This is a genomic window from Ktedonospora formicarum (assembly GCF_016587355.1).
Taxonomy (GTDB): domain Bacteria; phylum Chloroflexota; class Ktedonobacteria; order Ktedonobacterales; family Ktedonobacteraceae; genus Ktedonobacter; species Ktedonobacter formicarum.
This window is the reverse complement of sequence record NZ_BNJF01000004.1, coordinates 34,211-48,143: the sequence shown is the minus strand read 5'-3', so window position 1 is coordinate 48,143 and position 13,933 is coordinate 34,211. Positions and strand designations below refer to the sequence as shown.

13 protein-coding genes are annotated in these 13,933 nt (G+C 54.3%); 6 read left to right on the top strand and 7 right to left on the bottom strand.

Features of this window, described 5'->3' with window-relative positions; translation table 11 throughout:
* Positions 1 to 36 precede the first annotated feature (36 nt).
* Entirely contained in the window at positions 37 to 819 is a 783-nt protein-coding gene (locus K3T82_RS31770) for a hypothetical protein (protein ID WP_220197560.1), read from the bottom strand.
* 162 nt (positions 820 to 981) lie between these two features.
* Between K3T82_RS31770 and K3T82_RS31765 the strand changes: the two genes are divergently transcribed.
* Entirely contained in the window at positions 982 to 1,623 is a 642-nt protein-coding gene (locus K3T82_RS31765; protein ID WP_220197559.1) for a TetR/AcrR family transcriptional regulator, read from the top strand.
* Positions 1,624 to 1,993: 370 nt separating this feature from the next.
* On the opposite strand, the gene K3T82_RS31760 is transcribed toward K3T82_RS31765, so the two are convergent.
* Positions 1,994 to 4,513: a tyrosine-type recombinase/integrase gene (locus K3T82_RS31760; RefSeq protein ID WP_220197558.1), complete on the bottom strand. Its 2,520-nt coding sequence runs from the start codon at positions 4,511 to 4,513 to the stop codon at positions 1,994 to 1,996.
* A complete protein-coding gene (locus K3T82_RS31755; RefSeq protein WP_220197557.1) occupies positions 4,506 to 5,573 on the bottom strand; it encodes a tyrosine-type recombinase/integrase in 1,068 nt (355 codons plus the stop codon). Before K3T82_RS31755 ends, K3T82_RS31760 begins: the two co-directional genes overlap by 8 nt.
* A gap of 585 nt (positions 5,574 to 6,158) precedes the next feature.
* On the opposite strand from K3T82_RS31755, the gene K3T82_RS31750 reads away from it, so the two are divergent.
* The 5 genes from K3T82_RS31750 (at position 6,159) to K3T82_RS50250 (ending at position 8,835) form a co-directional block, all read left to right on the top strand.
* Positions 6,159 to 6,374, top strand: a complete 216-nt coding sequence (locus tag K3T82_RS31750; protein WP_220197556.1) for a hypothetical protein — start codon at positions 6,159 to 6,161, stop codon at positions 6,372 to 6,374.
* Positions 6,375 to 6,428: 54 nt separating this feature from the next.
* Positions 6,429 to 7,430 (top strand): phosphotransferase family protein, encoded by a 1,002-nt coding sequence (locus tag K3T82_RS31745; RefSeq protein WP_220197555.1) that lies wholly within the window; start codon positions 6,429 to 6,431, stop codon positions 7,428 to 7,430.
* 137 nt (positions 7,431 to 7,567) lie between these two features.
* Positions 7,568 to 7,801: a TraM recognition domain-containing protein gene (locus K3T82_RS50255; protein WP_220197554.1), complete on the top strand. Its 234-nt coding sequence runs from the start codon at positions 7,568 to 7,570 to the stop codon at positions 7,799 to 7,801.
* A 215-nt stretch (positions 7,802 to 8,016) separates the two neighbouring features.
* Positions 8,017 to 8,604, top strand: a complete 588-nt coding sequence (locus tag K3T82_RS31735; protein WP_236031684.1) for a hypothetical protein — start codon at positions 8,017 to 8,019, stop codon at positions 8,602 to 8,604.
* A gap of 18 nt (positions 8,605 to 8,622) precedes the next feature.
* Positions 8,623 to 8,835 carry a putative dsRNA-binding protein gene (locus K3T82_RS50250; protein WP_220197553.1) on the top strand — a complete coding sequence of 71 codons (213 nt, stop codon included), beginning with the start codon at positions 8,623 to 8,625 and terminating at the stop codon, positions 8,833 to 8,835.
* 179 nt (positions 8,836 to 9,014) lie between these two features.
* Here the strand turns inward: K3T82_RS50250 and K3T82_RS31725 are convergent, their stop codons facing one another.
* The 4 genes from K3T82_RS31725 to K3T82_RS31710 all read right to left on the bottom strand — a co-directional run bounded on the left by K3T82_RS31725 (position 9,015) and on the right by K3T82_RS31710 (position 13,913).
* On the bottom strand, positions 9,015 to 9,674 hold the full coding sequence (locus K3T82_RS31725) for a pentapeptide repeat-containing protein (protein ID WP_220197552.1): 660 nt from the start codon (positions 9,672 to 9,674) through the stop codon (positions 9,015 to 9,017).
* 176 nt (positions 9,675 to 9,850) lie between these two features.
* A complete protein-coding gene (gene clpB, locus K3T82_RS31720) occupies positions 9,851 to 12,469 on the bottom strand; it encodes an ATP-dependent chaperone ClpB (RefSeq protein WP_220197551.1) in 2,619 nt (872 codons plus the stop codon).
* Between the two features lie 79 nt (positions 12,470 to 12,548).
* Positions 12,549 to 12,905: a chaperone modulator CbpM gene (locus tag K3T82_RS31715; protein WP_220197550.1), complete on the bottom strand. Its 357-nt coding sequence runs from the start codon at positions 12,903 to 12,905 to the stop codon at positions 12,549 to 12,551.
* A 15-nt stretch (positions 12,906 to 12,920) separates the two neighbouring features.
* Positions 12,921 to 13,913 carry a DnaJ C-terminal domain-containing protein gene (locus K3T82_RS31710; RefSeq protein ID WP_220197549.1) on the bottom strand — a complete coding sequence of 331 codons (993 nt, stop codon included), beginning with the start codon at positions 13,911 to 13,913 and terminating at the stop codon, positions 12,921 to 12,923.
* Between the last annotated feature and the right edge of the window lie 20 nt (positions 13,914 to 13,933).

The window sequence follows — 13,933 nt, the reverse complement described above, 5'->3', positions numbered from 1 at the left end:
AGTTTCACATCGAGAGGCCAAAGGTATGACTGGTAATTATCCCGCTTCGCCGATAAGGAAGAATGTGATGGCAAGCCCGATGAGAAAAAGAAGCCAGCGGATGATGACTCGAACCTGCGGTCTGGGACCTGCGCACAGTATCTGGACACCCTGTGGTATGAGAGCAACACAGAGCCCAAGAGTGGCAACGACAGAGAAAGGCGTGGTACCTTTGAGGATGCCAAGAGGAAGTGTTGCCGTGAGTCCCAATGCAACGGAGCGAAACCACCCCATCGTCCTAGAGCTATATGCGCCAATTGCAAGTACCACCCAGCCCAGGATAATGGCAGGTGAGGCGGCATGGAAAATGTGATAGGTTCCGTAGGAATCAGCAACCGCCTTCGTCGCAAGCTCTAGATTCTGGACATGGACTAATTGGAAGGCAAGATGGTCCGCACCAGCATGAAATGTGCGAGCAAAAAGTCCGAAGATCACAAAAGCACCACCAAACAGCGCCCAACCTGGTCTTGTGGTTCCAATACGCCTCGCAAGCAAAAAAATGGCAGGCCACAGAAGGACATTCCCTGCGGCGAAAGCACTGTAAGAGACAAACATCAGTGTCGGATAGTTTTCAAAGGCTGCAAGCTGCGCGGGAAAGAAGAAGGAGAAGGGCAGCCGGAGAACAACCCCTATGAGCAGTAAGAGGGGGCCCAGGATCATGGTACTTCCTCCAAGCCATCGTCCAGGGAACTCAAGGCCTTCGGCCTTTTCTATCGGCAATAGGACAGCCAGGTTTTCCTTCATAGAGAAGAGAAATTGCAGGCGGTTTTTTTGAAGCATTTTGTCAGTATTCCTTCGTTTTCGTCTATGTGTCCATGCAGTGTCTTGCAAGTTCACTCAGATCGTGATATCTTAACGTCGTTAAGATTATAGGCGAAGATCTTAACACTGTCAAGATATGCTCGTAGGATGAGCAACTATTCTGGTCAGGAGAAAGGACTTATGCCCAATGCGGATCATCACAAGCCGCAACGCTATCATCATGGCAACTTACGCAATGCCTTAATTCAAGCCGGTTTGGAGCTTCTTTCAGAGGGGGGGGCGGCTGCTCTCGATCTGCGTAAAGTCGCTCGCAGAGTCGGAGTCAGCCAAGCCGCCCCTTATAGCCACTTCGCGGATAAGCAGGCGTTGATCGCTAGCATTACCGAAGAGGGCTTTCATCGACTGGCGAAGCGTATCCAGAATGCGCTTGAAGAGGCCTCTGCTGACACCCTTGGCCAGTTGCAAGCTCTCGCGCGAGCGTATGTTTCCTTCGCTCAAGAGAATCCTTGGTTGATGCGTGAGATGTTTAGTGGTTTGGCTATTGACCGCAACCTCTATCCGACGCTCATTGCCTCAACCCATGACGTACTCAAAATGTTTATGAGAGCTATCAAGCATGGACAAGAGACCAATACCATCGTCAAGGGGGACATAGGCGAATTGGGAGCTGTACTCTGGTCGTTACTTCACGGTATCGCTATCCTCATTATTGAGAAACAGACGAGCCCCTATACCGACGATCCTGAAAGTGTTGAGCATTTTATACACCGGTGCGTGCAGATGCTCTACAACGGCTTGGGTTCTCTCTCAGGTAACCATTAAACGAGGCGAGCGAAAAATGTATCTGCCTGAGCAGTTTGGAAAGATCCCGTGAGAGCAAATCTCAGGCAGCAAGATGGGAGAATAGTGCGCCGGTGGCACCACACTCATCACGAGTGCGATACGCTCTGTTCTCCAACAAGAGGTATGACAAAGATCCTGGAGAATATGCCTCTTGCGCATATTCTCCAGGATCTTTGTCATACCTCTACACTGCTTGTGGCAGTGGTTTGTTGCATGACTCCGGCGAGGCAAGGGGAAGATGTTGGCCGACTCTTTTCCTGCCATGCTTGTGTGCTCACCGGTTGCAAAAATTCTTGGCGCACCCCTATCCAACCGTAACGTTACGCTATCGGATTCTGGTCAAAGTAGATCAGCTATTCTGGTCAGTGCTGAGTGAGCTGTCGACTGGCACCGGCAGTTTGCTCTCCCGCTCCTCAATCTTTGCGGCCAGAGCTGCCATACGCTTCTTGAGGGACTTCATAGCGACACTGCGCAGGTCAAATTTTCCGGCTTTTTCCGCCCATTCGGCGGTCAATGCTTCCAGATCTTGCTTCATCTGCTGCAGGTCAGCATCACTGCTGCGAGGAGGCACGTTTTTGTTGAAATGATAGGCTGGGGTAGGCACTTCTGGGGCGGGAAGGCACTTCGTAATTTCCTCACCCACTCCTTCCTGGTTGAGGTTTTCTTCGACCAGAGGAGGAGTGGGGATATGGACCTCAATGATTAATGTGCCTGGACGACGCTCAATGACTTCGGCTTGCTCGGCTTCGACAAACATTTCGCATTTCCTGCATTGCATCTGGTGGACACAGGTACTGTAGTCAGGACTCGCACACAAAGTGGGACGGCCATCCTCCCCAGTGCCCAGATAGTAGAATACCGCCGGTTTGCCCGCCCCTCGTTTGATGGCCTCTGTGTCCAGAATCGCGGTCACCATCCGGTTCAGTGGATTGTGCTTGCGCACCTCACGCGCAAATCGATGTTTGTCTTCACGCATGTACCAGGGGAGCGATTTGAGATCCGTGTATCCCAGCAGTTTCGCGATGTAGGGAAGTGAGAGTCCGTTACTGCGCAGCCAGGTGGCTAGCGTGGACCTGGCGCGATGAGATGTAATTTTGCCGACAGCATCACGCAACGGAACGTCATCTTCGTCGACCAACTTTGAGATCTGGCACAGCAGCGGGATGATTGAATCGTTCAGAAATTTCTTTCCCATGAGCTGATTGCGCATCATGAAGAGATACTCGGTGGGTTTATGCTCCTTGCTGTCGATCTGTGGACCCTGCAACTTCGGGCGGAGTTGTTCCCACATCTCAATGGCGTCAGCCGTGTACGTCGGTATGGGGATCCAGAACTCACCTCGCTTCTTATTGACGGGAATCCGTAAATACGCGAAATGTTCCTCTGGCTCTACCTGGTTGCCATCCTCATCACGCATCTCTGGTGCCCATTCTCGGCTCACGCACCCAATCTTTAAGCGCCTGATTTCATCAGCACGTCTGGCCCCAGTCACCCACACAAGAGCTACTGCCCTGTAGAAGGCCAACGGATACATAATACCGCCGTAAGCAGAGAGGTCTTGTGCGCTTAATGTTGCTGCTGCCCAGGTTAATTTCTGCCACCAGGCAGGATCAAGCGTGCGTGGATTGGGACCGATCTGCCTTTTGATGTTTTCTGGTGTGCCCAATACCTCAAGTGGGTCCCAAGGAAGTACCAACCGTTGTGCTGTGTACCCACTTACTTGATAGGGTCGTCTTTGGAGTGCAAGGAAGAAGCGCCTAACGGAACCAATGCGATCATTAATTGTTTTTGCCTGCAATGGCACCTGAGCTTGGGATGTATCACGAGGGATACGAGGCGACTCTAACACGAGTTCAGTCCTTTTCGCCTGACAGACCCAGGTGACATATTCGTATCCGATAGGTTCATTCCATTGGGCAGGCTCGACAATCTCTGGATGATATCTTTTGAGCCAGCGTCCGGCGAGGAGCAGATGATGGAATTCACCTTTTCGGTAATGCTCATCTCCTCTCACCGTCTGAGTGATATAGGCTTGCACCCAGGCTAACCAGGTAGGATCGACATCTAGCTTTGTGTACTCCCACCAGGCAGAAGCTTCTTCAACACTGCCGAAGAGATCTGCAAAGGCTGTCTCTTCGACAATCTTGAGGTAGACCAGTGCACGGATCATCCAACGAAAGACTTGTTGATAACCATAGTACGTCAGTAGCTGTTGAGTAGCTTGCAGGCACTCAGTCGTGAACACCTCAATATGGGGATTCCGATTAATGAGCATAGCAAGTACAAGTGTTGCTTGAAGTTGGTTGTCTCGCGTTCTGTTTCTCATATACCCAAGGCCATCGGAACCATAAATGACAGTAGCTACCTTTTGGTATTCCCTGGCTACCTCCGTGGTTCCAAAGACCAGACGTGCTAGATGGGCAGCAAAATACCGATCTTCGATAATGAGCAGACCACACAAGAGATAGGCAGTCACGCGCATCGTAATTGCTACCCCGGTTTTTTTGTAAGTAATATGCGCACTTGTGGCGCCATTGAGCCACTCTTCCTTCGACCAAGCCCAAAAAGACTTATTCATCTGGGACATCTGCAAGCACATGTGGCGAAGATAGGGAATGCGACCCCCAGGATGGCACTGCTTGAGATCATACGCATCCTGAAGTGGTCGCAGGAGACGAGTCAGTGCTTCAGCCGAGAGGACCTTGCGTACGAGGTCATACCGATGGCATGATGGTGGGAGAATTGCCACTTCAGCCAGTGCTTCTCGCTCGGCTGGAGTCAACGCAGGGCTTCGATCATACTGCTCTTGGTAGAGCGGCATCTGCCATTCCTCTTGTCTACTGACCTGCATCGCTGGTAATTTACCCATGGGACTCGTTCTCCTCAATCAATCGTTTCACCTGCTCATCGCGCCATTTGGTGGCTTTGCGAACCTTGCGTGCCACTTCCTCACGTTGCGGATGTAGGTAGGGGTTGGTGGACTCCAATGAGGCATGTCCTGCGTAGTAGCTTACCTCATGAAGCTCCATCCCTCCACGCAGAAGATCATTGAGCCCCAGGTGACGCAATTTGTGGGGAGTAAGCGCTGGCGTACCAACCAGCTTACGCACCTTCTTGATGACATCCTGAAAGGTCCAGACAGAGAGGGGCCGGCCTGGGTTACGATGGGATTCAGAAAGGAAAATGACCCCGTTGGGGTCACCTCCGTAATCCTCAATCAAGCGAGCACGCTCACGCGTCACGTACTGATGGAGTTTCTTGTAGGTAATAGGTGAAAGTGCTACCAGGCGCTCTTTCCGATTCTTGGTAATATCCGCTCGCACGGTGATTGTGACGGAAGCATCATCGATATCCTCGACTCGTAAGCGCAGGCATTCTTCTCGTCGCAAGGCCCCATCGTAGCAGACAAACAGCAAAACCTGGTTACGTAGCGATTCGTGGTCGAGAAAGTGACGCAAGATCCGTTCCCAGGCGGCGTCATCAGGGAACCAGGGTTCTTGCCGAGCTGGTGGAACGGGACCTCGACTCTCTCCCTTTGCCCCCTTTGGAACCGGGTTGACCAGATCTGCTCTCAGTCGGCGGTCGATGAGCCACTGGTAGAAACGTCTGGCGGTCCCAACGCGCCGCCGAATGGTGGCCAAAGATAGACGAGTTTTCGTGATGCGCGTAATCTGGGGCTGTGAGCTTGCCCCATGTTTGGGAGGACGATTGTACAAACCATCAATGTACTGCTCAAGCAGACCGCTATCAGCTTCAATGACATCCGCGAAGGGCAGATTCGCAAAGTCTTCGAGGAGATCGTCAAGATCTCTGCCGTATGCCTCAAGGGTCTGTCGGGCTTTTTGCAAGCGTGCCTGGGAAAGCAAAAAGTTACGGGTGATCTCGTGAGCGGCGACACGAGGACACCACTTCCAATCGATCTCGTTCATGGTCCATTCCTTTACTGCTTGCTAGCTACACCTCACCATTATGTGGCAGAGATGCAACCAGACCCTAAAGGAATGGTTTTGAAGCTGCCGCCCGTGCGGGATGGGAAAGTGTACCATATCGTGTCAAGACCGCGCAGGCGGAAGGGCAAGGAGGCGGGGGGCGCGCTTGTCTTGACACGATATGGTACTTGTGAAGTAACCCGCACCGGGCAGGCGGGGACGCGGTGTGGGCTCGGCAGACGGCTGGAAGACACCGTGGAGGGAGTATGCACGGTGGGCAAGGAAGAGATTGTGCGGGGACCGTTTGGCGGCTCCAGCTGGAGGGGGTCACCTGTTAGTAAATGATCCGAAGAGTGAGCAGCTTTTGCCCAAGAGAACAAGCTTTTGCCCCGAAGAGCGAGCAGAAGCATTTTGACACCAGGAGGAAGAGCTTCTCACCTGGATTCGCCCATCACCATTTTGTAAATTAGGAGCACATTCGGTGTAAAGGTGATAATTCGATGGTTTTCCGCCATTGAATGAAACAATTTACAGTCACGGGCCGCCAAAGAGGCGGCGAACTGGAAGTGTACGAAGTGCGGCGCGGTGCATGGTTCCAAACGGTATAGCGAATTTTTAGAGCGTGATGTCTTTGTATGGCTCCAGGCGCATAACCTGAGCTATGAGCCTGAAATCCTGGTGGTCGTGTGTACTCGCTGCCACTGGCGAGAGTACCACAAAAAGCAAGGCGGTCGGCCTCCGTCCTGGCTGCTGGAGTCGATCAAGCACCGAAAGCTGATCGCGATAGCGTACTTGTCATGATATAATGGCCCTGGCCGACAATCGGCCAGGGCGAGTTAGAAGGGGGAAAAACGCATGAACGAGCAAGCACCGGTAGTCGTCGAGCCGGTTACCGATCTGGTGCTGCTGAGGATCCTGACGGCCGCTGGTCTGCCAGCAACCGGCGGCTTTGTTTCCAAGGCCGGCTGGGTGAGCCGGGCGTGGGTCGGCGACGAATACGTCGTACGACTGAACACCGACGAACGGCACCGCGACGCGTATCGCCACGAAGCTACCGTCGTCAACCTGCTCGCCGGCAGCGAGGTCCCACACGCCCGGCATCTCGCCCACGGCGACGGCCCGGACGGGCCGTGGTACATCTCCGAACGCCTGCCCGGCCGAACCCTGCACGAAGCATGGCCGACGGCGGACTCGCAAACGCGCCAAGCAATCATCGAAAGCCTCGGCGCTGCGTTGCGCGCCCTTCACTGGATTCCTGTCCCGGCAGGCCTGCTGCCACCCTGGCTGGCCCACGCAATCGCCGGGAAGAAGCCGTGGGCTGCGTTCCACCCACCCGTGGTGAGTGCGGCGCTCCAGCTGGTCGAGGATGCCCGGCGACGGCCCGGCCATGACGCGCGCCTGCTCGCCGACGTCACTGATTGGATCCAGGAGCGGCTGGCGTTGTTCGCCGCCGACGAACCCGTCCTCGTCCATGGTGATTTACATGGATCCAACGTGATCGTCGACCAAGGACGCGTCACTGGTCTTATCGACTTCGCCGAGGCGTTGGCTCAGCCGGCGGATGTCGAGCTCGACAATATCCTGCACTGGTGCGCGAAGGCGCGAGCGTTCCCACCCGTATCCGGCGAACAGGGACTCGACGAGACCACACTCACCGAGGTTCCCGGATGGCTGCACGGCGCGTATCCGGAACTGTTTGAGCGTGAGCATCTGCGTGAGCGGTTGAACTTCTACGACATGTACGGGGAACTCGCGCAAAACGCACACCACCCCCAGCCTGACGAACGCGAAGCGGCGCAGAAGCGCATCGCTCGCCTGCTCTCCGGCCATAACCATCTAGATGGACTCGTCTGGTAGGTCGTCGTCTTCGCGCCTACACGGGACATCGTGACCTGCACCCGAATCTGGGCGCGTGAGCTGGCTCAAGTCCGTCACGGCCGACACCGTCGTCGTACATACGCGGGACGGGCGGTCGATCCGAGGCGTCCTCGTTGGTGTGTACCGCACCGAGGTCGCGCTTGCGCACGTGTCGAGTCGCGTTAATCCACGCCGCGCAGAACTTTGCGCAGCTTGACGATATCTATGGACGCGCCCGCCATCCGACCATTGTGACGAATGCCAACACGCATATTGTGTTGCTAGGCACCGGCCAGGAAGAGGCTGTAAATTGTTTCACTCAACGGCGGAAAACCATCGAATTATCACCTTTACACCGAATGTGCTCCTAATTTACAAAATGGTGATGGGCGAATCCAGGTGAGAAGCTCTTCCTCCTGGTGTCAAAATGCTTCTGCTTGCTCTTCGGGGCAAAAGCTTGTTCTCTTGGGCAAAAGCTGCTCACTCTTCGGGTCATTTACTACCTGTTCCTCCCCACCACATGATGCTTACTCTTGAGGTTATGGGCAAGTGATCCCACTTAACTTTAACCCTATGGAGAGCGTTTTTGCGTCAGGCCTTGCGTTGTATAATGCAAGGCAATCTCGTCGAAGTCGAGCAACACTATCAGGAAACGCTCCAGGCGCTACGGACACGATCACTTCCTGCCTCCGATGTCGCGACACGTCTCCGATTGACCAAAGATACGCAGGCCTATCTTGCCAGTCGAACCAAGCAGAAAGAGGCGCAATACGAAGCGTTGTTGGCAGCGGGAAGAAAGCAGTGGAAGAGCGGAGAGCGTGTTCGTTTTTATCGCGCGTCGAATGGTGCTCCTGTGTGGTTGCCCGATGAGGTTGACGATATTTCTCCTTTGAAAGACGCTGAAGAAGACAACGAGGAAATGGCGCAAGTGCCCCTTTCCTTTTCTGTGCCCAGGCGTTCCACAGATCTACTAGCCTATGATAGTGCGTATTATCAACAAGTATTGTTGAATTCCTATGCGGAGCGCTTGCGTGTTGCCCTGGAGCCAGAAGATTTCTTTCAACTCTTTCGTGTAGACGCACAAACAAGTTTTTTTGATCGCCCCGTCGAGGAGATGCAAGTACGGTGGATTCGGTGTGCGCCAGGTGTCTCTAGTATAGAGGAACAAGGATGAGGCTGTACAAGAGTTGGAGTGAACCCGACCCGCCCTCGTGGGTTCACTCCATGCGTTGTGATTTATGTTGGAAGGAAGCGGATTACAACAGGAGAGGGCAAGACGAAGAAAGCAGCAGCAACACAGGCTGCGATGGAGATGGTCTTCATCTTGGAGGGGCAAGTGGAAGCGTCTGTTGTCCCCGAAGAGAATGAGAGTGCGTCTGGAGATGATGAAAAAGGACATCATTAAGAGGTGAAAGCGGGCAGTAACGAAGGAATGCTTTGGTTTCTGTTCCGTTACTGCCGGCTCTGTGTATGATCTCTTGCTCGTTCCAGTTGGTACTGACAATCCCTTCTTGGTCGTAGGGGGCATAATTATTTGGCAGTAGTTACAAGGCTTCTCCCAGAAATGAATAACTCTTGCAGTAATTATGGGATGTCTCTCGTTGTTTCAGCCTCTGTTTGGGTTGGCATGATTGTTCCTTCACGTGATTTGGCTTGAAGAAGTTGTGCCATAGTAACATTTGCTGCCAGAAGATTAAGCCCATCAAGGTTGGCCCCGCGTAAATTAGCGTTGCTCAGGTTTGCTGTGCGCAGATCGGCACCGCGCAGGTCTGCTCCGCTGAGATCGGCCCCGCTGAAATTGGCCTTGCTTAAATCGATGATATTAATCAGGTCAGATTCCGCTAGAAACGTGAAGAGGATGCTTCTGCGATCGGGGTCTAAGAGCCGTAATATGGTCCATGTGCGTGTGCGGGCAACAGCGCGCACCTCTGCATTGGTTTTTGATTGGCGTAAATTCTCACTCAACAGGAGATCCGCCATTTTGTCGAGGTAGCCATGGAGGGCGGCTTCTCGCGCCTGTTCAGTGCTAATCCATGCCGTCCCCACGCCGACTACTACTGGAATTGCCAGGACACCAAGAAGGTTGAGCCAGTCCCAGAGCGTTCTCCCTTGAAAACCAGTCCAGTTCAGGCGATAGCCAGCCACAACGGCGACAATGGAGACGACTAGCGCAATGGCTATCCCTTCACTGAGTACCCTATGCCGCAGTAGAGATGGCCACCACATCGAAAATCGTCTTTGCATCTTATGCCTCCAGCACGCATGACGCATAGTAATCCGCTTGTTGTACATTGAAAAGCCAGGAGAGATAAAACAAGACAATTACTTGTTGTCTCGAACCCGACAGGAGGGCAAAGCAGATGCATCGTTGTCAAGCACCTCTCTGTCCTCCATGTGATTTTGCTCAAGGCATACAACCGCTACCTGCGCGCATGAACTTCCTCAGGGACCTCAACCCTGACCGCTTCAAGCGTAAACTTGCCATCCTTCACATCAATGACGATGGTATCGCCGTCACGCACTGTGGCGTCAAGCAGCTCGCGCGCGATGCGGTTCTCGATCTCCCGTTGAATGACGCGCTTCAGTGGACGAGCACCAAATTCCTCGTCGTATCCCATTTCGGCCAGTCGATCACGGGCAGTGCTGGTGAGTTGGAGCGTAATGTGACGCTCGCTCAGGCGCTGGCGCAGGCGATCCAGCTGGATATTGACGATATCTCGCATCTGTTCGCGCGAAATCGGGTGGAAGACGATGATTTCATCGATGCGATTGATGAATTCTGGACGGAAGCCTTCCCCGCGCAAGCGCTGGCGGACTGAGCGCTGGACCTCATCCTCTTCCAGTTTCTCAAGCTCAGGCAACCAGAGTGCTCCGACGTTACTCGTCATGATCAGGACGGTGTTCTTGAAGTCAACAGTGCGGCCCTGCCCATCAGTCAGGCGACCATCATCGAACACCTGGAGCAGGATGTTGAAGACCTCTGGCGCGGCTTTCTCGATTTCGTCGAAGAGCACGACGCTATAGGGACGACGGCGTACGGCCTCCGTCAACTGACCTCCCTCCTCATAGCCGACATAGCCAGGAGGCGCGCCTATCAAGCGTGCTACACTGTGCCTCTCCATATACTCGGACATGTCGATGCGAATAATGGCATGCTCGTCATCGAAGAGGAATTCGGCGAGTGCTCGCGCTAGCTCGGTTTTCCCCACGCCCGTTGGACCTAGGAAGAGGAAACTGGCTAGCGGCCGGTTGGGGTCCTGCAGTCCAGCTCGCGCGCGACGTATAGCGTCGGAGACCGTTTGTAGTGCGTGGTTCTGCCCAACAACGCGTTTACGCAGGTTATCCTCCATATGGACCAGCTTCTCTATCTCACCCTCCATGAGCCTGGTCGCGGGAATATGGGTCCATTGCGAGATAACCTCAGCAATATCTTCGGCATCCACCTCTTCTTTAAGCATACGAACGCCTTTGATATTGGCGAGCCTCTCCTCCATCTCGTGTAGTTGCTGCTCCAGCCTGGGAATGACGCCATGGCGCAGTTCAGCTGCGCGGGCAAAGTTGTACTCGAGCTCGGCTTTCTCCAGCTCTATCTGAGCCTGTTCGAGTTCTTGCTGTATATTGCGCATGGTCTCGACAGGTCCGCGTTCGCGCTCGAGAGCGAGCTTCATGGCATTAAGCTGCTCTTGCAGATTGGCAATCTCCTGTTCAACTTTTGCACGACGTTCCTGGCTGCCAGGATCGGACTCCTTTTTCAGGGCTTCATGTTCAATCTGCAACTGTCTAATACGCCGATCCAGCGCGTCGATCTCGGTAGGGGTGCTATCCAACTCGACACGCTTGCGGCTGGCCGCCTCATCCACCAGGTCAATGGCCTTGTCGGGTAAGAAGCGGTCGGTGATGTAGCGCTTGGAGAGGACGGCTGCGGAGACCAGGGCGCTGTCGGTGATGCGTACTCCATGGTGGGTCTCATAGCGCTGCTTGAGGCCGCGCAGGATACTGATGGTATCCTCAACAGTTGGCTCATCAACCATGACAGGCTGGAAGCGGCGCTCTAGCGCGGCATCTTTTTCAATGTATTTGCGATACTCCTCCAGTGTGGTCGAACCGATGCAGTGGAGCTCGCCACGGGCCAGCAAGGGTTTGAGCATGTTGGAGGCATCCATGGCCCCCTCCGCTGCCCCGGCACCGACCAGGGTGTGAAGCTCGTCGATGAAGAGGATAATGTTGCCGTTGGAGTCGATTACCTCTTTGAGCACGGCTTTAAGTCGTTCCTCGAACTCACCGCGATACTTGGCGCCAGCGATGAGTGCGCCGAGATCGAGAGCGATAATCTGTTTGCCGACCAGTGTCTTTGGCACATCGCTGCGCATGATCCTCAGGGCTAATCCCTCTACAATAGCGGTCTTGCCGACGCCCGGCTCTCCAATTAGGACCGGGTTATTCTTGGTGCGACGACTTAGGACCTGGATGACACGCCTGATCTCCGCGTCTCTGCCGATGACTGGGTCGAGCTTTCCCTGCCCTGCCAGCAGCGTGAGATTGCGGCCATATTTTTCGAGCGCCTGGTATTTCCCTTCGGGATTCTGGTCGGTCACGCGTTGCCCTCCTCGGATGGACGTGAGAACCTGTAACACCTTGTCACGTGTAAGCCCTGCCGCTTCTAGCGCCTTTGGCCTTACACCATCGCTTATAGTAAACATGGCCAGCAACAAGTGCTCAACGCTGAGATACTCGTCGTGAAAGGCTCCCATCTCCTTAAATGCATCTTCCAGGAGCTTGCGCAGGCGCGGTGAAATGCCTGGCTCGCTTCCACCATACACCTTTGGCATGCGCTCAAGTTCCTGGCTGACCAGGCGCTGCGCTGCCTCAAGATTGCCTCCTGCCTTCGCGATAACTTGCTGTACCACTCCGCCTTCCTGACTGAGCAGAGCTGCAAGGAGATGCTCTACATCAACCTGACTATGATTGTTTGTTCTCGCGATCTGGCCAGCTTCATTGATGGCTTCACGAGCTTTTTCGGTGAAACGCTCAATATTCATACTCTCTCGTTTCCTTTGTTGGTGTACAAATGAACGATTCTTGTCAGTTGAGCACTACAATGATCACGAGTCTGTTTTCTCAGTCGCCAGAAAATTGCCATGATGAAGATTGTATCTGAGCCATTTGGTTTCGCGTTTCTTCCAGTTCTTGCTGCAACGTTGCCAGGCGCTTAAGTAAGTGGAGAACGACTTCGACGCCCCCCAAATTCACTCCTAATTCATGCTGCAAGCGGCGAATACGCCGCAGGCGTCGCACATCCTCTTCGCTATAGCGCCGGTTTCTACTGCTGCCTTCGCCCTGGACCAGGCCCGATGCTTCCAGGGAATGCAGCGCACGCATGTTGAGGCGGCTCGCGGTGACCGCCTCATGCGCGCTATATGAGCGCGGTACAGGGAATGGCTGTATTACGATACGTGTGATGTGTGGGTTATCCATGGCTGCTCCTTTCTTTTACCGGCTTGCCTGTGGAACGTAGCCAAGTGAATGAGTGAAGGCTTCGAAAAGCTGACGTTGCTCTGGAGTGAGGTCTTTCGGTATGACCACGTGCACATCGGCATAGAGGTCGCCCCTTTTATCTGGTTCTCCCATAACAGGCATGCCCTGGCCCCGTAGACGCAACGCAGTACCCTCCCCGGTCCCGGGTGGAACCCGTAGCAGTAGGCGGCGACCATCTGGGGTCGGTACCTGTATCTCTCCGCCCAACACTGCTTCGGCGAGAGGAACCTCGACGCGCGTATGCAGCGTCGTCCCCTCCCGTGTGAAGCGAGAGTCAGGCGCCATATGTACACGCAGGTACAGATCACCGCGCCCAGCAGGCCCCTCCTGGCCCTGACCAGCTATCCGTATGCGCGAACCCTCGTCAACCCCAGGGGGGATTTTTACCTCCAACCGACGTGTGCCGCCATCTGGAGTGGCCAGTTCTAAAACGCGCGTCGCGCCTTTATAGGCTTCTGGAAGTGTCACGGTGACTTCAGCCTCGACGTCCTGGCGGGCCGGGGCACGAGCCTGGGCCCGCGTATGGCCAGCCGCACGCGATCGCCTGGTTCCCGGACCTGCACCAAAGTAGGTCTCGAAGAAATCCGAGAACGGAGACGCGCCACCAAAGAGGTCGTTTAAGTCTTCTTCGTTGACGGTACGATAGTGGGTGCGTCCTCTACCAGCGCCTGTTGCCCCCGTTCCAGTCGCATAGCCTGCACCCGGCCAGCTCCCGTACTGCTGGTAATACCTATCTATCTCGTCGTAGCTCTTCCGTTTCTCTGGGTCGGAGAGCACTTCGTTGGCTTCGTTGATCTCCTTGAACTTCTCCTCGGCAGCCTTATCATCTGGATTGATATCAGGGTGATATTGGCGCGCGAGTTTGCGAAAGGCTTTTTGAATATCCTTCTGACTTGCGTTCCTGTCCACGCCCAACGTCTTGTAGTAGTCCTTATAATCAACAGCCATGGGTTGTTTCTCCCTGGAAG

Excerpts from the sequence above, each read along its gene's own strand:
- clpB (WP_220197551.1), bottom strand. The coding sequence starts at position 12,469 with ATGAATATTGAGCGTTTCACCGAAAAAGCTCGTGAAGCCATCAATGAA.
- K3T82_RS31725 (WP_220197552.1), bottom strand. The coding sequence starts at position 9,674 with ATGCAAAGACGATTTTCGATGTGGTGGCCATCTCTACTGCGGCATAGG.
- K3T82_RS31765 (WP_220197559.1), top strand. The coding sequence starts at position 982 with ATGCCCAATGCGGATCATCACAAGCCGCAACGCTATCATCATGGCAAC.
- K3T82_RS31760 (WP_220197558.1), bottom strand. The coding sequence starts at position 4,513 with ATGGGTAAATTACCAGCGATGCAGGTCAGTAGACAAGAGGAATGGCAG.
- K3T82_RS31755 (WP_220197557.1), bottom strand. The coding sequence starts at position 5,573 with ATGAACGAGATCGATTGGAAGTGGTGTCCTCGTGTCGCCGCTCACGAG.
- K3T82_RS31710 (WP_220197549.1), bottom strand. The coding sequence starts at position 13,913 with ATGGCTGTTGATTATAAGGACTACTACAAGACGTTGGGCGTGGACAGG.
- K3T82_RS31745 (WP_220197555.1), top strand. The coding sequence starts at position 6,429 with ATGAACGAGCAAGCACCGGTAGTCGTCGAGCCGGTTACCGATCTGGTG.
- K3T82_RS31770 (WP_220197560.1), bottom strand. The coding sequence starts at position 819 with ATGCTTCAAAAAAACCGCCTGCAATTTCTCTTCTCTATGAAGGAAAAC.
- K3T82_RS31715 (WP_220197550.1), bottom strand. The coding sequence starts at position 12,905 with ATGGATAACCCACACATCACACGTATCGTAATACAGCCATTCCCTGTA.